Genomic DNA, 18,912 nt, shown 5'->3' on the forward strand with positions numbered 1-18,912 from the left:
GGAGGGTCGCGGAGTTGGCACCGCACGACACGCAGGAGCGGCACCTCGCCCGCAAGAGCCGCACAGTCGCGATCGTGATCGCGGCGGCCACGATACTGTGGCTCGGGGTTCAGTGGCTTGGCGCCGCGATGGGCTGGCCCGCGCGGTTCGTGTTCCTTGCCGATTTCGCGGCCATCGCCGCTTTCGTCTGGGCGCTTGTGGTGATCCATCAAATCTGGCGTGCGCGCCGGGACAATCGGGGGTAGCATCCGAATGCTGAAAGACCAGGACCGCATCTTCACCAACCTCTACGGGATGCACGACCGTACCCTGAAGGGCGCCATGGCGCGGGGCCACTGGGACAACACGGCGAAGATCCTGCAGAACGGGCGCGACTGGATCGTCGAACAGATGAAGGCCAGCGGCCTGCGCGGCCGCGGCGGCGCGGGCTTTCCCACCGGGTTGAAGTGGTCCTTCATGCCCAAGGAAAGCGACGGGCGCCCCGCCTACCTCGTGGTCAACGCCGACGAGTCCGAGCCGGGAACCTGCAAGGACCGCGAGATCATGCGCCACGATCCGCACACGCTGATCGAAGGCTGCCTGATCGCGAGCTTCGCGATGAACGCGCACGTCGCCTACATCTACATCCGCGGCGAATACATCCGCGAGCGCGAGGCGCTGCAGGCGGCGATCGACGAGGCATACGAGGCCGGGCTGATCGGGCGCAATGCCTGCAACTCGGGCTTCGACTTCGACGTCTACCTGCACCACGGCGCCGGCGCCTACATCTGCGGCGAGGAAACCGCGCTTCTGGAAAGCCTCGAGGGCAAGAAGGGCATGCCGCGGATGAAGCCGCCGTTCCCGGCGATGGCGGGTGTCTACGGTTGCCCCACGACGGTCAACAACGTCGAATCCATCGCGGTGGTGCCGACCATACTGCGCCGCGGGCCGGAGTGGTTCGCGGGGTTCGGGCGCCCCAACAACACGGGCACCAAGATCTTCGCGGTTTCGGGGCACGTGAACACGCCCTGCGTGGTGGAAGAGGAGATGTCGATTTCCTTCGAGGAGCTGATCGACCGGCACTGCGGCGGCGTGCGCGGGGGCTGGGACAACCTCAAGGCGGTGATCCCGGGCGGCTCTTCCGTGCCCTGCGTCCGCGGCGAGAACATGCGCGACGCGCTGATGGATTTCGACGCGCTGGCCGAGAAGAAGTCGAGCCTCGGCACGGCGGCGGTCATCGTGATGGACAAGGATACCGACATCATCAAGGCGATCTGGCGGCTGGCCAAGTTCTACAAGCACGAAAGCTGTGGCCAGTGCACCCCTTGCCGCGAGGGGTCGGGCTGGATGATGCGCGTGATGGAGCGGCTCGTGAAGGGGGACGCGGACCCCGAGGAGATCGACATGCTCTTCGACGTCTCCAAACAGGTCGAGGGCCACACGATCTGTGCACTGGGCGACGCGGCGGCCTGGCCCATCCAGGGGCTGATCCGCAACTTCCGCGACGAGATCGAGGACCGCATCAGGGCCAGGCGCGCCGGCCGCGTCGGCGCCGTGGCCGCGGAATAGGAAAGGGCAGGGCATGAAACACGCGATCGCAATCCTGACACTGGCTGCCGCGGCATCCACCGCCGCCGCGCCGGCGCTGGCCGAGACGTTGCGCGGCGAGACCTACACCGGCGCGGTGACCGAGCGTCTGATCGAGGAACAGCCCGCCGATGCGCGGATCGCCCAGGTGTTCGTGACGGTCACCCGCAACGACCGCGGCGCCATCGCCGAGGGTGCGCTGGAGCGGGCGGCCGCGTTCGCCGCCGGGGCGGGTTGCCGCGACGGCGACGTGCTGACGATGATCCGCGCCGCGCGCGAGGCGGCGCAGGTTGACTTCGAATTGCTTTGCCGCAGGCCGGAGGCCCAGTGACGAAGATTGGAGTGGATATCGTGACAGGCGTTCGCCGGCACAGCGCGCGCGCGGCGGCGCTGATCGCGTTGCCGGCGCTTCTGGGCGGCTGTGGCAACATGACCGAGTTCAGCGACCGGATGTATTTCGACGGGAACTATTATCCGGCCAAGGTCAAGCACGATCGCGAGAACCGGCGCATCTTCACGCTGACCGTGCGGCGTATCGGGCAGGGCATCGAGGGCGCGCGCGAGGCGGCCCGCTACGAGGGCACCCGCTATTGCGTGGACGAATACGGCACGTCCGAGATCGCCTGGGTGGTCGCCCCCGACGCGCCGTTGGAGGAGCTGCCGATCAGCGACGGCAAGATGGTGTTGCAAGGAAAGTGTGAACGGTGGGATTGATGGCGGTGCATAAGGCGTCGGCGACGCGGGCCGGGCGGCTGGCCGCGGCGGCGCTGGCGTGTGCGCTGATTGCCGCACCGGCGGCGCAGGCCGGCAAGCCGGGCCTCGCGCAGGAGGACGACATCAATGCCGGGCTGCTGGCCGTGGGCATCGCCGACGAGATCCGCGACCACTGCCCGACGATAAGCGGCCGCGTGTTCAAGGCGCTGTTCTACATGAACGGGCTCAAGCGGATGGCACGTGAGCGCGGCTACACCGACGACGAGATCGACGCCTACGTGGACAGTGATGCCGAAAAGGCGCGGATGCGCGAAAAGGGCGAGGCCTATCTCGCCCGGCACGGCGTGGACCGCGACACCCCCGAAACATTCTGCGATCTGGGCCGGGCGGAAATCGCGCGCGGCAGCCGGATCGGATCATTTCTCAGAGCAAGGTGAGCGTAATGGCTGACGCGCGCAAGATCATCATCGACGGCGAAGAGCACGAGGTCGACGGGGCCATGACCCTGATCCAGGCCTGCGAGGAGGCCGGCATCGAGATCCCCCGCTTCTGTTACCACGAACGCCTGTCGATCGCGGGCAACTGCCGGATGTGCCTTGTCGAGGTGCAGCCCGGCCCGCCGAAACCGGCGGCAAGCTGCGCGATGCAGGTCAAGGACATGCGCCCGTTCCCCGACGGGTCGCCGCCGCAGGTCAAGACCAACTCGCCCATGGTCAAGAAGGCCCGCGAAGGGGTGATGGAGTTCCTGCTCATCAACCATCCCCTCGATTGCCCGATCTGCGACCAGGGTGGCGAATGCGACCTGCAGGACCAGGCGATCGCCTACGGCGTCGATTTCTCGCGCTTCCGCGAACCCAAGCGCGCGGTGGACGACATCGACCTCGGCCCGCTGGTCGAAACCCACATGACGCGCTGCATCTCCTGCACGCGCTGCGTGCGTTTCACCACCGAGGTGGCGGGCATCACGCAGATGGGTCAGACCGGCCGCGGCGAGGATGCCGAGATCACCACCTACCTTAGCGGGACGCTCGATTCCAACATGCAGGGCAACATCATCGACCTGTGCCCGGTCGGGGCGCTGACGTCCAAGCCCTATGCCTTCACCGCCCGGCCGTGGGAACTGGCCAAGACCGAGACCATCGACGTGATGGATGCGCTGGGGTCCAGCATCCGCGTGGACACCAAGGGCCGCGAGGTGATGCGCATCCTGCCGCGCAACCACGATGGCGTGAACGAGGAATGGATTTCCGACAAGACCCGATTCGTGTGGGACGGCCTGCGCCGTCAGCGGCTGGACCAGCCCTATGTGCGCCGCGACGGGCGCCTCCGGCCCGCGACCTGGCCCGAGGCGCTGTCAGCCGTGACCGATGCGATCCGGGGAGCGAAAAAGCTGACCGGGCTGGTGGGCGACCTTGTGCCGGTCGAGGCCGCCTTCGCGCTCAAGCAGCTTGTCGAGGGGCAGGGCGGCACGGTGGAGTGCCGCACGGACGGCGCCAGTCTGCCTGCCGGCAACCGCTCGGCCTATGTCGGCACGGCGCGGGTCGAGGACATCGACACCGCGAAGGCCATCTACCTGATCGGCACCGACCCGACGGTGGAGGCCCCGGTGCTCAATGCGCGCATCCGCAAGGCGTATCTGGCCGGCGCGCAGGTGCGCCACGCCGGGCCGGAAGCCGAGCTGACCTACGAGGCCGACAAGATGGGCGCCGGAAACCGTTACGTCATGCGGATGGTCAACGAGGCCGAGCCCACCGAGGACGCGATCGTCATCGTCGGCCAGGGTGCGCTGCATGGCGAGCAGGGCGAGGCGATCCTGAGCCAGGCCATGGCGCTGACCGAGAAGCTGGGTGGCAAGATGCTGGTGCTGCACACCGCCGCGGCCCGCGTCGGCGCGATGGACGTGGATGCCACCACCGAGGGCGGCATCGAGGCGGCCATGGACGGTGCCGACGTGGTCTACAACCTGGGCGCCGACGAGATCCAGATCACCCCCCGCGATGCGGGTGGCCCCTTCGTCATCTACCAGGGCAGCCACGGCGACCGCGGCGCCCACCGGGCCGACGTGATCCTGCCCGGCGCGGCCTACACCGAGGAACAGGGGCTGTTCGTCAACACCGAAGGGCGGCCGCAACTGGCGCTGCGCGCGGGCTTCGCCCCCGGCGAGGCCAAGGAGAACTGGGCGATCCTGCGGGCGCTGTCGGGCGAACTGGGCGCGACCCAGCCGTGGGACAGCCTGCCGCAGCTGCGCCAGAAACTGGTGGAGACGGTGCCGCTCCTCAAGCGGGTCGACGAGGTTCCCGAGAACGCATGGACGCCGCTGGCGCCGGTCAAGCCCGGTTCGGGGCAGATGGCCCCCGCGGTCACCGACTTCTGGTTGACCAACCCGATCGCGCGGTCGAGCGCGCTGATGGCCGAGATGTCGGCCCGCTTCAAGGCACGTCGGCAGGGGGCGATGGCGGCCGAGTGATGCGGGCCGCGGCGCGGATATCCACGCTCGCGCCGATGGCGGTGCTGGGGCTGGCCGCTTGCGGCGAGGGGGCTGCAACCGGCGGGGCGGTAAGCCGGTCCGCACCGGATTACCGCGGCGTCGAAACACGCCTGCTGGACGGCGACCTGGTGAATTTCCATGTCAGCCTGTCGAAAGCCGACGATGCGGAGGCCGTGCGCCGCTATGCCGAGTGTGCCGCGGCGCAATACGCCCTGATCCGCGGTTACGGGTTCGCCCGCCACGTGCGCACGAATGTCACGCGCGAGGGTGGCATCTGGCGCGCGGATGCGGTTTACACGATCTCGGCGGCACTGCCGCAGGGGCTCAAGACAATCGACGCCGAAGTCGTCGCCGCCAACTGCGCGGAAAACGGAATACCGATGGTGTGAGGGACTGATGGCCGAATTCTTCTCAACCCCGCTGGGGACCTTCGTGATCATCCTGGCCCAGTGCCTGGCGGTGCTGGGCTTCGTGATGATCTCGCTGCTGGTCCTGGTTTACGGCGACCGCAAGATCTGGGCCGCCGTGCAGATGCGCCGCGGGCCGAACGTGGTCGGCGTCTACGGGCTATTGCAGACCATCGCCGACGCGTTGAAATACGTCGTCAAGGAGGTGGTGATCCCCGCCGGCGCCGACAAGGCCGTCTTCATCCTCGCCCCCCTGATCAGCTTCGTGCTGGCGGTGATCGCCTGGGCGGTGATCCCGTTCAACGAGACCTGGGTGCTGGCGGATCTGAACGTGGCCATCCTTTACGTGTTCGCGATCTCCAGCCTCGAGGTCTACGGTGTCATCATGGGCGGCTGGGCGTCCAACTCCAAGTATCCCTTCCTTGGCTCGCTGCGCTCGGCCGCGCAGATGATCTCCTACGAGGTGTCGATCGGCCTTATCATCATCGGCGTCATCATCTCTACGGGCTCGATGAACTTCGGCAACATCGTTGCCGCGCAGGATGGCCCCTACGGCTTCTTCAACTGGTACTGGCTGCCGCACCTTCCGATGGTGTTCCTGTTCTTCATCTCGGCGCTGGCGGAAACGAACCGCCCGCCCTTCGACCTGCCGGAGGCGGAGTCCGAGCTGGTCGCCGGCTACCAGGTGGAATACTCGGCCACGCCCTTCCTGCTGTTCATGGCCGGTGAATACATCACCATCTTCCTGATGTGCGCGCTTACATCGTTGCTGTTCTTCGGCGGCTGGCTGTCGCCCATTCCGGGCCTGCCCGACGGCGCGCTTTGGATGGTGGGCAAGATGTTCATCTTCTTCTTCATTTTCGCGATGATCAAGGCAATCACCCCGCGCTACCGTTACGACCAGTTGATGCGCATCGGCTGGAAGGTGTTCCTTCCGCTGAGCCTGGCCTGGGTGGTGATCGTGTCGTTCCTCGCGAAGTACGAGGTCCTGGGCGGTGCCTGGGCCCGCTGGAGCATGGGAGGCTGACGGTTGGGGATCGATTTCGTCCTCTTCGACAGGCTCGTGGAGCTGTCCACCCGGTACCGGCCCGCGGAGCGGTCCCTGATGCTCGGGCGCCAGGGATTCCGCATCCAGACGACGTTCCGGCAGGAGTACGAAAGAACCCTGCGCCGCCACGGCATCGACGGCCGGCGGTTCGATTTCCTGCAGGACGACGGTTACGCCGAGACGCTGATGCGCAAGCTGGGCTTCGGCGAGGTCGAGACGATGGACTTTTCCGATTACGAGGGCGCGAGCATCCTGCACGACCTCAACCGGAAGCCGCCGCGGGAACTGGAAAACAGTTTCGATTTCATTTTCGACGGCGGCACCCTGGAGCATGTGTTCAACGTGCCCCAGGCGCTGGAGGGCGTGTTCCGCATGCTGCGGCCGGGCGGCCGGATCGTATCGGCCAACGGGCTGAACGGCTGGCACGGCCACGGCATGTACCAGTTCAACCCCGAACTCGTCTGGACGTTCTGGAAACGTGCCTGCAATTGCCGGGTCATCGACTGCCGGGCATTGCCGGAGACCCCGCATTCGCAGTACGGCCCGGTGGTGTTCAACGACCCCGCCGAGCGCGGCCACCGTCTGCGTCTGAAGGACAAGATCGGACCGGAACGCACCTACCTCTACTACGAGGTCGAGAAGACCGCGGAGTCGCACCTGCCCGATTTCGCGCTTCAAAGCGACTACGAGGCGAAATGGCAGGGCCATGACACCGCCGGGGTCACCCGGTTCGCGGAAACAAGGAGCTGAGGCATGGCGAACATCGACTATGGACGCGCGGCGGGCTATTTCCTGCTCAAGGATTTCTTCAAGGGGTTCGGGCTGGGGCTGAAGTATTTCTTCTCACCCAAGGCGACGGTGAACTATCCCCACGAGAAGGGGCCGCTCAGCCCGCGCTTTCGCGGCGAGCATGCGCTGCGCCGTTACCCCAACGGCGAGGAACGCTGCATCGCCTGCAAGCTCTGCGAGGCCATTTGCCCGGCGCAGGCGATCACGATCGACGCCGAGCCGCGCGACGACGGCTCGCGCCGCACCACGCGCTACGACATCGACATGACCAAGTGCATCTACTGCGGTTTCTGCCAGGAGGCCTGCCCGGTGGATGCCATCGTTCAGGGTCCCAACTTCGAGTTCGCGACGGAGACGCGCGAGGAACTCTTCTACGACAAGCAGAAGCTGCTGGACAACGGCGAGCGCTGGGAGGCAGAGATCGCCCGCAACCTCGAACTGGACGCGCCCTACAGATGACGGAGTCTTCCAACCCCTTCGAGCTGATGATGCGCCAGGCGCATGAGATGGCCAAGGCGGTCAATCCCACGCTCGAGTCCTTTTCGCCGAAGGAATTCGAGAAGCTGTGGCCAACCGTTCCCCGGGATGTCATGGAGATGTGGTTCGGGCGCGGGGTCAACAAGGAAGGGCTGGATTCGAAGACCCGGCTGCTCCTGACGCTTGCGGGGTTGACCATGCTGGGGGCGCAGAGCGACACCCAGATCCGGATGACGGTGCGCCACGCCCGCGAGGCCGGCGCCACGCGTGACGAGATTGCCGAGACCATCGCGCAGATGTCGATGTTCGCCGGCATACCCTCGATGACCCGGGCGATGGAGTTCGCGCGCGAGGTTCTGGACGAGGACGATCAAGAGGACGACAAGACATGACCATCGCTGCGCTGGCCTTCTACCTGTTCGCCGTCTCCATCCTGGCGGGGGGGCTTTTCACCGTGATCAGCCGCAACCCCGTGCACTCGGTCCTGTGGCTGATCCTGTCGTTCATCAGCGCGGCGGGGTTGTTCGTGCTGCTGGGCGCGGAGTTCGTGGCGATGCTTCTCATCATCGTCTACGTGGGCGCGGTGGCGGTGCTGTTCCTTTTCGTGGTGATGATGCTCGACGTGGATTTCGCCGAGCTGAAGGCGCAGATGGCCAAGTACGTGCCACTGGCGCTGCTGATCGGGGTGATCTTGCTGATGCAGTTCGCCCTGGCCTACGGCGCCTGGACCTCGGCCGAGGGGGCCGAAGCCGCGCGTGCGGCCGTGATCCCGCAGGAGCGGCACAACACCGAGGCCCTTGGGCTGCTGCTGTATGACCGATACATCCTTCTGTTCCAGCTTGCCGGGCTGATCCTTCTGGTGGCGATGGTCGGCGCGATCGTCCTGACCTTGCGGCACCGTCAGGACATCAAGCGGCAGGACGTGCTGGCGCAGATGTACCGCGACCCGGCCAAGGCGATGGAACTGCGCGACGTGAAACCGGGGCAAGGCCTCTGACCGGCCGCCGCGCCGGGCCGCCCGGCGCGCGCGGCGCACGAAACGACAAGACGGACGGGCAACGCCCGGAGGGACAGACATGATCGGACTTGAACATTACCTGACGGTGGCGGCGACCCTGTTCGTCATCGGCATCTTCGGCCTATTCCTCAACCGCAAGAACGTCATCATCCTGCTGATGTCCATCGAGTTGATGCTGCTTTCGGTCAACATCAACCTGGTGGCCTTCTCCAGCTTCCTCGGCGACATGGTGGGGCAGGTGTTCACGCTGTTCGTGCTGACCGTCGCCGCGGCCGAGGCCGCGATCGGGCTGGCGATCCTGGTGTGCTTCTTCCGCAACCGCGGCACCATCGCCGTGGAAGACGTCAACGTGATGAAAGGCTGACGCGATGGAAACGATCATCCTCTTCGCGCCGCTGGTCGGCGCCATCATCGCGGGCTTCGGCTGGCGCATCATCGGCGAGACGGGTGCGCAGTGGGTCACCACCGGCCTGCTGTTCCTGTCGATGGTGCTGTCGTGGGTCGTCTTTCTCGGCCATGACGGCCAGACGCATCACATCCACATCCTCGACTGGATCCGCTCGGGCACGCTGGACACGACCTGGTCGATCCGGCTCGACCGGCTGACGGCCGTCATGCTGATCGTGATCACCACGGTGTCGGCCTTCGTGCATCTCTACAGCTTCGGCTACATGGCGCACGACGAGAATTTCCGCGAGGGCGAAAGCTACAGGCCACGCTTTTTCGCGTATCTGTCGTTCTTCACCTTCGCGATGCTCATGCTGGTCACGGCGGACAACCTGGCGCAGATGTTCTTCGGCTGGGAGGGCGTGGGCCTGGCCTCCTACCTGCTGATCGGCTTCTACTTCCGCAAGCCGTCGGCCAATGCCGCGGCGATCAAGGCGTTCGTGGTCAACCGGGTGGGCGACTTCGGCTTCGCGCTTGGCATCTTCGCCCTGTTCTTCCTCGCGGACTCGATCAAGTTCGACGACATCTTCGCAATGGCCCCGCAGCTGGCCGAGACCCAGCTGACCTTCCTGTGGACCGACTGGAACGCCGCGAACCTCGTCGCCGTGCTGCTGTTCATCGGCGCGATGGGCAAGTCGGCGCAGTTCATTCTGCACACCTGGCTGCCCGACGCGATGGAGGGCCCGACCCCGGTGTCGGCGCTGATCCACGCCGCCACCATGGTGACCGCCGGCGTGTTCCTTGTCTGCCGGATGTCGCCGGTGTTCGAATACGCCGACGCGGCCAAGAATTTCGTCGTCTACATCGGCGCGATCACGGCGTTCTTCGCGGCGACCGTGGGGCTGGTGCAGAACGACATCAAGCGGGTGATTGCCTATTCCACGTGTTCGCAGCTCGGCTACATGTTCGTGGCGGCGGGCGTGGGTGTCTACTCGGTGGCGATGTTCCACCTGCTCACCCACGCCTTCTTCAAGGCGCTGCTGTTCCTGGGCGCGGGCTCGGTCATCCACGGGATGCACCACGAACAGGACATGCGCAACTATGGCGGGCTGCGCCACAAGATGCCCTGGACCTTCTGGTCGATGCTGATCGGCACGCTGGCGATCACGGGCGTGGGCATCCCGCTGACCGGGATCGGCTTCGCCGGGTTCCTCAGCAAGGACGCGATCATCGAAAGCGCCTATGCCGGCACCGCCGGTGGCTTCGGCTTCTGGGCGCTGGTCATCGCGGCCCTGTTCACCAGCTTCTACAGCTGGCGGCTGATGTTCATGACGTTCTGGGGCAAGCCGCGCGGCGACAAGCACACGCATGAACACGCGCATGAAAGCGGGGCGAACATGCTGGTGCCGCTGGGCGTGCTGGCCATCGGCGCGGTTTTCTCGGGCATGGTGTGGTACAACAGCTTCTTCGGGCACACCGACACCGTCGCGAAGTTCTTCGGCGTTCCCTACGCCGAGGCCGGTGCGCATGGCGAGGACGCGGGCCACGGCGAAGAGGCCGCGGCCGGCGCTGAGAAGGACAAGACGGCCAACGACGGCAAGCACCATTACGTCTTCGCCGGCGCGCCCGGCGAGGGCGCGATCCATGCCGCGCCGGGCAACGACGTGCTGACCGAGGCGCACGCGGTGCCCAAATGGGTCAAGGTCAGCCCCTTCATCGCGATGCTGCTGGGGCTTGCGACTGCCTACTGGTTCTACATCGTCAACCCGGCGATGCCGCGCTGGCTGGCCGAGGTGCAGCGGCCGCTGTACCTGTTCCTGCTCAACAAGTGGTACATCGACGAGATCTACGACTACGCCATCGTGCGCCCGGTCAAGGCGCTGGCGCGGGCTCTGTGGCGCGGCGGCGACCTGGGCGTGATCGACGGTTTCCTGAACGGTGTCGCGATGGGCGTCGTGCCCTTCTTCACGCGCCTCGCGGGCCGTGCCCAGTCGGGATACATCTTCACCTATGCCTTCGCCATGGTTATCGGGATTGCTGTCCTGATCACCTGGATGTCGTTCGCCGGAGGGGCTGAATAATGGACAACCTGCTTTCCATCACCACCTTCATCCCCGCCATTGCGGCCGCGATCCTGGCGGTGTTCCTGCGCGGCGACGACGAAGCGGCACAGCGCAACGCCAAGTGGGTGGCGCTGATCGCGACCACGCTGACCTTCATCGTCTCGCTGTTCATCCTGGTGCAGTTCGACCCCAACGAGACCGGTTTCCAGTTCGTCGAGGAACGCGAATGGCTGCTGGGGCTGAACTACAAGATGGGCGTGGACGGGATCAGCGTGCTGTTCGTGCTGCTGACCACCTTCATCATGCCGCTGACCATCGCGGCGTCATGGCACGTCACCACGCGCGTGAAGGAATACATGATCGCCTTCCTCGCGCTCGAGACGCTCATGCTGGGTGTCTTCATGGCGCTCGACCTGGTGCTGTTCTACGTCTTCTTCGAGGGCGGGCTGATCCCGATGTTCCTGATCATCGGCATCTGGGGCGGCAAGGAACGCATATATGCCGCGTTCAAGTTCTTCCTCTACACCTTCTTCGGCTCGGTGCTGATGCTGGTGGCGATGGTGGGCATGTTCGTGGATGCCGGCACGACCGACATCCCCACGCTGATGAGCCACCAGTTCGGCACGGAAACCTTCAGCCTGCTGGGCGTGCAGATCGTTGGCGGCGTGCAGACGCTGATGTTCCTTGCCTTCTTCGCCAGTTTCGCGGTGAAGATGCCGATGTGGCCGGTGCACACGTGGTTGCCGGACGCGCACGTGCAGGCGCCCACTGCCGGGTCGGTGGTGCTGGCGGCGATCCTGCTGAAGATGGGAGGCTACGGCTTTCTGCGCTTCAGCTTGCCGATGTTCCCGGTGGGCGCCGAGGTGATGACGCCGCTTGTGTTCTGGCTGTCGGCCATCGCCATCGTCTACACGAGCCTCGTCGCGCTGGCGCAGGAGGACATGAAGAAGCTGATCGCCTATTCCTCGGTCGCGCACATGGGGTTCGTCACCATGGGCATCTTCGCGGCCAACCAGCAGGGCGTGGACGGTGCGATCTTCCAGATGATCAGCCACGGCTTCATCTCCGGGGCGCTCTTCCTGTGCGTGGGCGTGATCTATGACCGGATGCACACGCGGGCGATCGACGCCTACGGCGGGCTGGTGAACCGCATGCCGGCCTATGCGCTGGTGTTCATGCTGTTCACCATGGCCAATGTCGGGCTGCCCGGGACATCCGGGTTCGTCGGCGAGTTCCTGACGCTCATGGGGGTCTTCCAGGTCAACACCTGGATCGCGGCGGTGGCGGCCACCGGCGTGATCTTCTCGGCGTGCTATGCGCTTTGGCTCTATCGCCGGGTGGTGTTCGGCGATCTGATCAAGGAAAGCCTGAAGTCGATCACCGACATGGGCGCGCGCGAACGCGCGATCTTCGCGCCGCTGGTGGCCATGACCCTGCTCCTGGGTGTCTACCCCAGCCTCGTGACCGATATCATCGGCCCGTCGGTCGAACACCTGATTGCCAACTACGACACCGCCCTGGCCGAGGCGCAAGCCGCCAGCCAGGTGGCGGCGTCGCATTAACTGGAGGCCCTGATGATCCAGGCTGATCTCAACGTTGTCCTGCCGGAGATCGTGCTCGCGGTCTACGCGATGGCGGGCCTTCTGCTGGCCGTCTACACCCGCAAGGACCAGCTTGCCGGCGTGCTGGTGTGGCTCACCGCGGCGCTGTTCACGGCGCTGGCGATATGGATCGGCGTCACCGGCGACGGCGCGCGCGTGGCGTTCGGCGGCATGATCCACGACGACGGTTTCGCGCGCTTCGCCAAGGTGACGATCCTGCTGTCTGCCGCGGCGGTTCTCGTGATGGGGCAGGATTACATGGCGCGGCGCGACATGCTGCGCTTCGAGTTCCCGATGCTTGTGGCGCTGGCCGCGGTGGGCATGATGGTCATGGTCAGCGCGGGTGATTTGATGGCGCTCTACATGGGGCTGGAGCTGCAGAGCCTCGCGCTCTACGTCGTCGCCAGCCTGCGCCGCGACAGCGTGAAATCCACCGAGGCCGGGCTCAAGTACTTCGTGCTCGGTGCGCTGAGCTCGGGCCTGCTGCTTTACGGCGCCTCGCTGACCTACGGCTACGCGGGAACGACGCTGTTCTCCGGCGTGATCGACGCGGCCTCGGGCCAGGCACCGATGGGCCTGCTGTTCGGCCTGGTTTTCGTGCTGGCCGGTCTGGCGTTCAAGGTCTCCGCCGTGCCGTTCCACATGTGGACGCCGGACGTCTACGAGGGCGCGCCGACGCCGATCACCGCCTTCTTCGCGACCGCGCCGAAGGTGGCGGCGATGGGGCTTTTCGCGCGCGTGGTGCATGACGCCTATGGCGGGGTCGTGGGCGACTGGCAACAGATCGTCGCTGTGCTGAGCCTGTTGTCGATGTTCCTCGGCGGCGTGGCGGCGATCGGGCAGACCAACATCAAGCGGCTGATGGCCTATTCCTCGATCGCGCACATGGGCTATGCCCTGATGGGGCTCGCCGCCGGCACGGCCTTCGGCGTGCAGGCGATGCTGATCTACATGGCCATCTACGTGACCATGAACATCGGCACCTTCGCCTTCATCCTGAGCATGGAAAAGGACGGCAAGCCCGTCACCGAGATCGCGGCGCTGAACATGTATTCGGTCTCTCACCCGGGACGGGCCGCGGCGATGCTGGTGCTGTTGTTCAGCCTCGCGGGCGTACCGCCGCTGGTGGGGTTCTTCGGCAAGCTCTACGTGCTGCGCGCGGCCTACGAGGGCGGTCTGATCTGGCTTGCGGTGGCCGGGGTGGTCGCCTCGGTGATCGGTGCGTTCTACTACCTGCGTATCGTCTATTACATGTATTTCGGCGAAGAGTCCGAAGGCATCGACGCCGGCCGCTCGCCGGTGCAATGGGGGCTTCTCATGGCGAGCGCGGTGATCATGGTGGTGGGCATCATCAACCTGTTCGGCATCGAGGGCGCGGCGCAGGCCGCGGCGGCAACGCTTGTCAACTGAGCGTCGCCGCGCCGCGGCGCGCGGCCCGGACCTGGCGCGTGACGTGGCGCCAGAGTGGGCACCATGACACGATGGCCCGACGGCTATGGCCGGCGCGTGCTGGACCGGGTCGACAGCACCAATGCCGAGGCCGCGCGCATCGCGCGCGGCCTGCCCGGGCCGGAATGGATCCTTGCCCTCGAACAGACGGCCGCGCGCGGCCGGCGCGGCCGCGCCTGGGCCAGCGCGCACGGCAACTTCGCGGCCACGCTTGTGCGTCCCGCGCAAGAGCCGCCCGCGCAGCTTTCGCTGCGCTCGTTCGTGGCCGCGCTGGCGCTGCACACGGCGCTGGCGAAGGTCACCGGCCGGCCCGAGCGCTTCGCGCTCAAGTGGCCCAACGACGTGCTGCTCGACGGCGGCAAGCTGGCGGGCATCCTTCTGGAAAGCGCGGGGGGTGACCGCGCCGGCGGGGTTCTGGCCATCGGGTTCGGCGTGAACCTGGCCGAGGCGCCCGCGGCCGACGCGCTGGAACCCGGCGCCGTTCCTCCGGTTTCGCTGCTGTCCCTTACCGGTGTTTCGGTGACGCCCGAGGAATTCCTCGACCGTCTCGCGCCGGCCTTCGCCGACTACGAGCGCCAGCTTGTCACCTACGGATTTGCCCCCGTGCGCGCCGCCTGGTTGCAGCGCGCCGCACGCCTGGGCGAGGTGATCCGTGCGCGCACGCACTCCGAGGAGATTGCGGGCATCTTCGAAACGGTGGACGCCGCCGGCAATCTTGTTCTATCCACGGCCGGTGGCCGCCGCGCCATCGCGGCGGCCGAGGTATTCTTCTGAGACAACGGAGGCGCGGCCATGCTTCTGGCCATCGACTGCGGCAACACCAACACCGTTTTCGCCGTCTGGGACGGGACGCGTTTCCTGTGCACGCTGCGGACCTCCACCCACCATGCGCGCACCGCGGATGCCTATTTCACCTGGTTCTCGACGCTGGTGAAGCACTACGGGATCGACTTGGACATCACCGACGTCATCATTTCCTCGACTGTGCCGCGGGTGGTGTTCAACCTGCGTGTCTTCGCGGACCGGTTCTTCGGCTGCCGGCCCCTGGTGGTCGGCAAACCCGAGTGTGCGCTTCCGACGCCGCCGCGGGTGGATGAGGGCACGACGGTGGGGCCCGACCGGCTGGTCAATGCCGCCGGTGCCCATGATCGCCATGGCGGCGACCTGATCGTGGTGGATTTCGGCACCGCCACGACCTTTGACGTGGTGGCGCACGATGGCGCCTACGTCGGCGGCGTGATCGCGCCCGGCGTCAACCTGAGCCTGGAGGCGCTGCACGCCGAGGCGGCGGCACTGCCGCATGTCGACGTGACCAAGCCGCAGAAGGTCATCGGGACGAACACGGTCGATTGCATGCAGTCGGGCGTGTTCTGGGGCTACGTCGGGTTGGTCCACGGTGTCTGCGAACGGATCCGCGCCGAATACGAGAAACCGATGCGGGTCATCGGCACCGGCGGGCTGGCGCCCTTGTTCGCGCAGGGTGAACTGTTATTCGACCACATCGAGGAAGACCTGACGATGCACGGCCTGACCGTGATCCACGACCACAACAAGAAAGGCTGACACCCCATGAGCAGCGAGCGACTGATCTACCTCCCCCTCGGCGGGGCGGGCGAAATCGGGATGAACGCCTATGTCTACGGCTGGGGCGCGCCCGGCAAGGAACGCCTGATCGTCGTGGACATGGGCGTGACGTTTCCCGACATGGACACGACACCGGGCGTCGGCCTGATCTTTCCCGACATCGCCTGGCTGGAAGAGCGACGCGACCGGATCGAGGCGGTGTTCGTCACCCACGCGCACGAGGACCACGTCGGTGCGGTTGCGCACTACCACGAGAAGCTGGGCGCGCCGCTGGTGCATGCGCGCGCCTTCACGGCCAACATCGCGCGCGGCAAGATGGCCGATCTCGGCGGTGACGAACGCGCCGTGCACACAGCCGACCCCTGGCCGGAGACGATCGCGGCGGGCCCCTTCACCGTCGGCTTCGTGCCGATTTCGCATTCCATTCCCGAAACCTCGGGGCTGGTGATCGACACACCCGCCGGGCGGCTCGTGCACACCGGCGATTTCAAGCTCGACCCCGCGCCCGTGGTGGGCGAGCCGTGGGATCCGGAGCTGTGGGAGAAGATCGCGGCACCGGGCATCAAGGCGCTTGTGTGCGATTCCACGAACGTGTTCAGCCCGCACGAGGGCCGCTCGGAAAGTTCGCTGGCGCCCGCGATCACCCGTCTGGTGCAGGAGGCACGCGGCATGTTCGTGGCAACGACCTTTGCCAGCAACATCGCGCGGGTCAAGACGCTGGCCGAGGCCGGGCAGGCCGCGGGCCGTTCCGTCTGCCTGATGGGCCGGGCCATGCGCCGGATGATCGAGGCGGGCGTCGAAACCGGGGTCCTGCGCGATTTCCCCAGGACGATCGCGCCCGAGGATGCGGCCCAGATCCCGCGCGAGAACCTGATGCTGATCGTCACCGGCAGCCAGGGGGAGCGTCGCGCGGCCAGCGCGCAGCTGGCGCAGGGCAAGTACAACGGGATCGAGCTGAAGGCGGGCGACACCTTCCTGTTCTCGTCCAAGACGATCCCGGGCAACGAGCGCGGCGTGATCCGCATCATGAACCAGTTCAGTGAAAAGGGTGTCGACGTGGTCGATGATTCCAGCGGCGACTACCACGTCTCGGGCCACGCCAACCGCCCCGACCTGCAGACGGTGCACCGCCTGATGGGGGCCGACGTCGTGATCCCGATGCACGGCGAGCACCGCCACCTGCGCGAGCACGCGGCGCTGGCCGGGCAGGGCGGCGCACAGGGCATGCTGGCGCCCAACGGCACAATGGTGGACCTTACCGGCGATCACGCGCAGGTGGCCGAGTACGTGGAAACCGGGCGGACCTACCTTGACGGGACGGTACAGATCGGCGCGCTCGACGGCATCGTGCGCGATCGCATCCGCATGGCGCTGAACGGGCACCTGATGATCAACGTGATCCTCGACGAGGACGACGAGCCGCTGGGCGAGCCGTGGTGCGACCTGATGGGCCTGCCAGAGACCGGCCAGAGCCGCGTGCCGCTGTCGGAGGTGATCGAGGCCGATCTCGACCAGTTCATGGGCCGGGCGAAAGCAAGGGTCCTGACCGACGACGACAAGATCGAGGAAGGGCTGCGCCGCGTGGCGCGCCAGACCGCGCAGAGGGAAATCGGCAAGAAACCCGAGGTGACGGTCGTCATCAGCCGCCTGAGCGGATAGGGGAAATCCGGCGCGGCGCCCCGGCGCCGCCCGGTGGTCGGGCGCCGCCGGTCAGCCCGCGCGGCGCTCCTCGAAGCTCAGCGCGATGAACTTGGGCATGTGATCGCCCATGCCCACGACCGCCTCATCGCCGCCCTTTTCGCCCTTTTCGGACTTGCGCTTGCCACCCCGGCGGCCCCGTGCCGGTTTCGGCTTTTCGGCGTCCGCCTTGTCGGCCCCGGCCGTCCCGGTGTCGGCCGTTTCCCTGCTCTCCGTCGCGGCGGCGGCGGGCGTGGCATCCTGATCGGTCTTGCCGTCCTGCGCGCCCTCGGTGGCCTTCGTCTCGCTGCCCTTCGCCTTGGACGGTTTGCGCCGGCGGGGTTTGCGCGGCTTGTCGTCGGTCTCCGCCGTGTCCTGATTGCCGCCCGCCTCGGCAGGCACGGTGCTGCCCAGCGGGTTGTCCGCGCGCGGGATATCCTTTTCCAGCAGCTTCTCGACGCCGTCGAGGCTTTTCTCGTCGCGCGGGGTGCAGATGGTGATCGCCGTGCCTTCGCGGCCCGCGCGACCCGTGCGGCCGATACGGTGCACGTAGTCCTCGGCATGGCCGGGCACGTCGTAGTTGATGACATGGCTGACGTCGGGGATGTCGAGACCGCGCGCGGCGACATCCGAGGCGATCAGCAGCCGCAGGCTGCCATCGCGGAAGCCGTCGAGTGTCTTGGTTCTCTGGCTCTGGTCGAGGTCGCCGTGGATCGGCGCCGCATCGTAGCCGTGTTTCTTCAGGCTCTTGGCGAGGACGTCGACATCGGCCTTGCGGTTGCAGAAGATGATGGCGTTCCTGAGCTTGTCGCCCTCGCCGTCGATCAGCGCGCGCAGCAGGTCGCGCTTCTCGCGGTCCTCGCGGTCGCGGCGCGAGCCCTTGAACATCACCACGCGCTGTTCGATCGTTTCCGACGCGGTGGCCTGCCGGGCGACCTCGATGCGCACCGGCGCCTGCAGGAAGGTGTTCGTGATCCGCTCGATCTCGGGCGCCATGGTGGCCGAGAAGAACAGCGTCTGGCGGGTGAAGGGGGTCAGGCCGAAGATCCGCTCGATGTCGGGGATGAAGCCCATGTCGAGCATGCGGTCGGCTTCGTCCACGACCATCACCTTGACGTCCGACAGGATCAGCTTGCCGCGCTCGAAATGGTCGAGCAACCGGCCCGGCGTGGCGATCAGAACGTCAACACCCTTGTCGATCAGCTTGTCCTGTTCCTTGAAGCTGACGCCGCCGATCAGCAGCGCCTTGGACAGCTTGAGGTACCTGGAATAGGTGTCGAAGTTCTCGGCCACCTGCGCCGCGAGTTCGCGGGTGGGGCACAGCACCAAGCTGCGCGGCATCCGCGCCCGCGCGCGCCCGCGTGCCAGCAGCGACAGCATCGGTAGCGTGAAACCGGCGGTCTTGCCGGTGCCCGTCTGCGCGATGCCCAGCACGTCGCGTCCTTCGAGCGCGGGGGGAATCGCACCTTCCTGGATCGGGGTGGGCGTTTCGTAGCCGGCTTCCTCGACAGCCTTGAGAACCTTCGGGTTCAGGTTGAGGTCAGAAAACTTTGTCATGTGTATCCGTGGTTCACGGACACGTCCTGGCCCGTGCGTCTGATCGGGTCGGGCCCGGATGGCCCCTGCGTCGTCACATCTGCGACC

20 protein-coding genes are annotated in these 18,912 nt (G+C 66.4%); 19 read left to right on the forward strand and 1 reads right to left on the reverse strand.

Features of this window, described 5'->3' with window-relative positions; translation table 11 throughout:
- Positions 1 to 14 precede the first annotated feature (14 nt).
- The 19 genes from CEF10_RS11300 to CEF10_RS11390 all read left to right on the forward strand — a co-directional run bounded on the left by CEF10_RS11300 (position 15) and on the right by CEF10_RS11390 (position 17,250).
- Positions 15 to 245, forward strand: a complete 231-nt coding sequence (locus tag CEF10_RS11300; protein ID WP_101068280.1) for a DUF5337 domain-containing protein — start codon at positions 15 to 17, stop codon at positions 243 to 245.
- A 7-nt stretch (positions 246 to 252) separates the two neighbouring features.
- A complete protein-coding gene (gene nuoF, locus CEF10_RS11305) occupies positions 253 to 1,548 on the forward strand; it encodes an NADH-quinone oxidoreductase subunit NuoF (RefSeq protein WP_101068281.1) in 1,296 nt (431 codons plus the stop codon).
- A 13-nt stretch (positions 1,549 to 1,561) separates the two neighbouring features.
- Entirely contained in the window at positions 1,562 to 1,897 is a 336-nt protein-coding gene (locus tag CEF10_RS11310; RefSeq protein WP_101068282.1) for a hypothetical protein, read from the forward strand.
- The gene (locus CEF10_RS11315; protein WP_232796480.1) at positions 1,894 to 2,280 is read left to right on the forward strand and encodes a hypothetical protein; all 387 of its coding nucleotides are present in this window, start codon (positions 1,894 to 1,896) and stop codon (positions 2,278 to 2,280) included. Before CEF10_RS11310 ends, CEF10_RS11315 begins: the two co-directional genes overlap by 4 nt.
- On the forward strand, positions 2,280 to 2,717 hold the full coding sequence (locus tag CEF10_RS11320) for a DUF5333 domain-containing protein (protein WP_157933014.1): 438 nt from the start codon (positions 2,280 to 2,282) through the stop codon (positions 2,715 to 2,717). Before CEF10_RS11315 ends, CEF10_RS11320 begins: the two co-directional genes overlap by 1 nt.
- A gap of 5 nt (positions 2,718 to 2,722) precedes the next feature.
- Positions 2,723 to 4,747, forward strand: coding sequence for an NADH-quinone oxidoreductase subunit NuoG (gene nuoG, locus CEF10_RS11325; protein WP_101068283.1), 2,025 nt, complete (start codon positions 2,723 to 2,725; stop codon positions 4,745 to 4,747).
- A complete protein-coding gene (locus CEF10_RS11330) occupies positions 4,747 to 5,157 on the forward strand; it encodes a hypothetical protein (protein ID WP_101068284.1) in 411 nt (136 codons plus the stop codon). Before nuoG ends, CEF10_RS11330 begins: the two co-directional genes overlap by 1 nt.
- Positions 5,158 to 5,164: 7 nt before the next feature.
- The gene (gene nuoH, locus CEF10_RS11335; protein WP_101068285.1) at positions 5,165 to 6,202 is read left to right on the forward strand and encodes an NADH-quinone oxidoreductase subunit NuoH; all 1,038 of its coding nucleotides are present in this window, start codon (positions 5,165 to 5,167) and stop codon (positions 6,200 to 6,202) included.
- 3 nt (positions 6,203 to 6,205) lie between these two features.
- A complete protein-coding gene (locus CEF10_RS11340; RefSeq protein ID WP_101068286.1) occupies positions 6,206 to 6,973 on the forward strand; it encodes a methyltransferase domain-containing protein in 768 nt (255 codons plus the stop codon).
- A gap of 3 nt (positions 6,974 to 6,976) precedes the next feature.
- Positions 6,977 to 7,471 (forward strand): NADH-quinone oxidoreductase subunit NuoI, encoded by a 495-nt coding sequence (nuoI, locus tag CEF10_RS11345; protein ID WP_101068287.1) that lies wholly within the window; start codon positions 6,977 to 6,979, stop codon positions 7,469 to 7,471.
- Positions 7,468 to 7,881: a carboxymuconolactone decarboxylase family protein gene (locus tag CEF10_RS11350; RefSeq protein ID WP_101068288.1), complete on the forward strand. Its 414-nt coding sequence runs from the start codon at positions 7,468 to 7,470 to the stop codon at positions 7,879 to 7,881. Before nuoI ends, CEF10_RS11350 begins: the two co-directional genes overlap by 4 nt.
- Positions 7,882 to 7,883: 2 nt before the next feature.
- Positions 7,884 to 8,486, forward strand: coding sequence for an NADH-quinone oxidoreductase subunit J (locus tag CEF10_RS11355; RefSeq protein WP_101068323.1), 603 nt, complete (start codon positions 7,884 to 7,886; stop codon positions 8,484 to 8,486).
- A gap of 79 nt (positions 8,487 to 8,565) precedes the next feature.
- The gene (nuoK, locus tag CEF10_RS11360) at positions 8,566 to 8,871 is read left to right on the forward strand and encodes an NADH-quinone oxidoreductase subunit NuoK (protein ID WP_101068289.1); all 306 of its coding nucleotides are present in this window, start codon (positions 8,566 to 8,568) and stop codon (positions 8,869 to 8,871) included.
- A gap of 4 nt (positions 8,872 to 8,875) precedes the next feature.
- Positions 8,876 to 10,975, forward strand: coding sequence for an NADH-quinone oxidoreductase subunit L (gene nuoL, locus CEF10_RS11365; RefSeq protein WP_101068290.1), 2,100 nt, complete (start codon positions 8,876 to 8,878; stop codon positions 10,973 to 10,975).
- Positions 10,975 to 12,519, forward strand: a complete 1,545-nt coding sequence (locus tag CEF10_RS11370) for an NADH-quinone oxidoreductase subunit M (protein WP_101068291.1) — start codon at positions 10,975 to 10,977, stop codon at positions 12,517 to 12,519. The genes nuoL and CEF10_RS11370 overlap by 1 nt, the downstream gene beginning before the upstream one ends.
- A gap of 12 nt (positions 12,520 to 12,531) precedes the next feature.
- The gene (nuoN, locus tag CEF10_RS11375) at positions 12,532 to 13,968 is read left to right on the forward strand and encodes an NADH-quinone oxidoreductase subunit NuoN (protein ID WP_101068292.1); all 1,437 of its coding nucleotides are present in this window, start codon (positions 12,532 to 12,534) and stop codon (positions 13,966 to 13,968) included.
- Between the two features lie 63 nt (positions 13,969 to 14,031).
- Positions 14,032 to 14,781: a biotin--[acetyl-CoA-carboxylase] ligase gene (locus tag CEF10_RS11380; RefSeq protein WP_101068293.1), complete on the forward strand. Its 750-nt coding sequence runs from the start codon at positions 14,032 to 14,034 to the stop codon at positions 14,779 to 14,781.
- A gap of 18 nt (positions 14,782 to 14,799) precedes the next feature.
- Entirely contained in the window at positions 14,800 to 15,570 is a 771-nt protein-coding gene (locus tag CEF10_RS11385) for a type III pantothenate kinase (protein ID WP_101068294.1), read from the forward strand.
- Positions 15,571 to 15,576: 6 nt separating this feature from the next.
- Positions 15,577 to 17,250, forward strand: a complete 1,674-nt coding sequence (locus tag CEF10_RS11390) for a ribonuclease J (protein WP_101068295.1) — start codon at positions 15,577 to 15,579, stop codon at positions 17,248 to 17,250.
- A gap of 51 nt (positions 17,251 to 17,301) precedes the next feature.
- Here the strand turns inward: CEF10_RS11390 and CEF10_RS11395 are convergent, their stop codons facing one another.
- Positions 17,302 to 18,825, reverse strand: a complete 1,524-nt coding sequence (locus CEF10_RS11395; protein WP_101068296.1) for a DEAD/DEAH box helicase — start codon at positions 18,823 to 18,825, stop codon at positions 17,302 to 17,304.
- Positions 18,826 to 18,912: the final 87 nt, after the last annotated feature.

This window comes from Roseovarius salinarum (genome assembly GCF_002834145.1).
In the GTDB taxonomy this organism is placed as follows: domain Bacteria; phylum Pseudomonadota; class Alphaproteobacteria; order Rhodobacterales; family Rhodobacteraceae; genus Roseovarius; species Roseovarius salinarum.

Bases quoted from the DNA above. Each gene is read 5' to 3' on its own strand.
- nuoH (WP_101068285.1), top strand. From the start codon at position 5,165: ATGGCCGAATTCTTCTCAACCCCGCTGGGGACCTTCGTGATCATCCTG.
- nuoL (WP_101068290.1), top strand. From the start codon at position 8,876: ATGGAAACGATCATCCTCTTCGCGCCGCTGGTCGGCGCCATCATCGCG.
- nuoG (WP_101068283.1), top strand. From the start codon at position 2,723: ATGGCTGACGCGCGCAAGATCATCATCGACGGCGAAGAGCACGAGGTC.
- CEF10_RS11380 (WP_101068293.1), top strand. From the start codon at position 14,032: ATGACACGATGGCCCGACGGCTATGGCCGGCGCGTGCTGGACCGGGTC.
- CEF10_RS11320 (WP_157933014.1), top strand. From the start codon at position 2,280: ATGGCGGTGCATAAGGCGTCGGCGACGCGGGCCGGGCGGCTGGCCGCG.
- nuoN (WP_101068292.1), top strand. From the start codon at position 12,532: ATGATCCAGGCTGATCTCAACGTTGTCCTGCCGGAGATCGTGCTCGCG.
- CEF10_RS11390 (WP_101068295.1), top strand. From the start codon at position 15,577: ATGAGCAGCGAGCGACTGATCTACCTCCCCCTCGGCGGGGCGGGCGAA.
- nuoI (WP_101068287.1), top strand. From the start codon at position 6,977: ATGGCGAACATCGACTATGGACGCGCGGCGGGCTATTTCCTGCTCAAG.
- nuoF (WP_101068281.1), top strand. From the start codon at position 253: ATGCTGAAAGACCAGGACCGCATCTTCACCAACCTCTACGGGATGCAC.
- CEF10_RS11310 (WP_101068282.1), top strand. From the start codon at position 1,562: ATGAAACACGCGATCGCAATCCTGACACTGGCTGCCGCGGCATCCACC.
- CEF10_RS11370 (WP_101068291.1), top strand. From the start codon at position 10,975: ATGGACAACCTGCTTTCCATCACCACCTTCATCCCCGCCATTGCGGCC.
- nuoK (WP_101068289.1), top strand. From the start codon at position 8,566: ATGATCGGACTTGAACATTACCTGACGGTGGCGGCGACCCTGTTCGTC.
- CEF10_RS11385 (WP_101068294.1), top strand. From the start codon at position 14,800: ATGCTTCTGGCCATCGACTGCGGCAACACCAACACCGTTTTCGCCGTC.
- CEF10_RS11350 (WP_101068288.1), top strand. From the start codon at position 7,468: ATGACGGAGTCTTCCAACCCCTTCGAGCTGATGATGCGCCAGGCGCAT.
- CEF10_RS11395 (WP_101068296.1), bottom strand. From the start codon at position 18,825: ATGACAAAGTTTTCTGACCTCAACCTGAACCCGAAGGTTCTCAAGGCT.
- CEF10_RS11330 (WP_101068284.1), top strand. From the start codon at position 4,747: ATGCGGGCCGCGGCGCGGATATCCACGCTCGCGCCGATGGCGGTGCTG.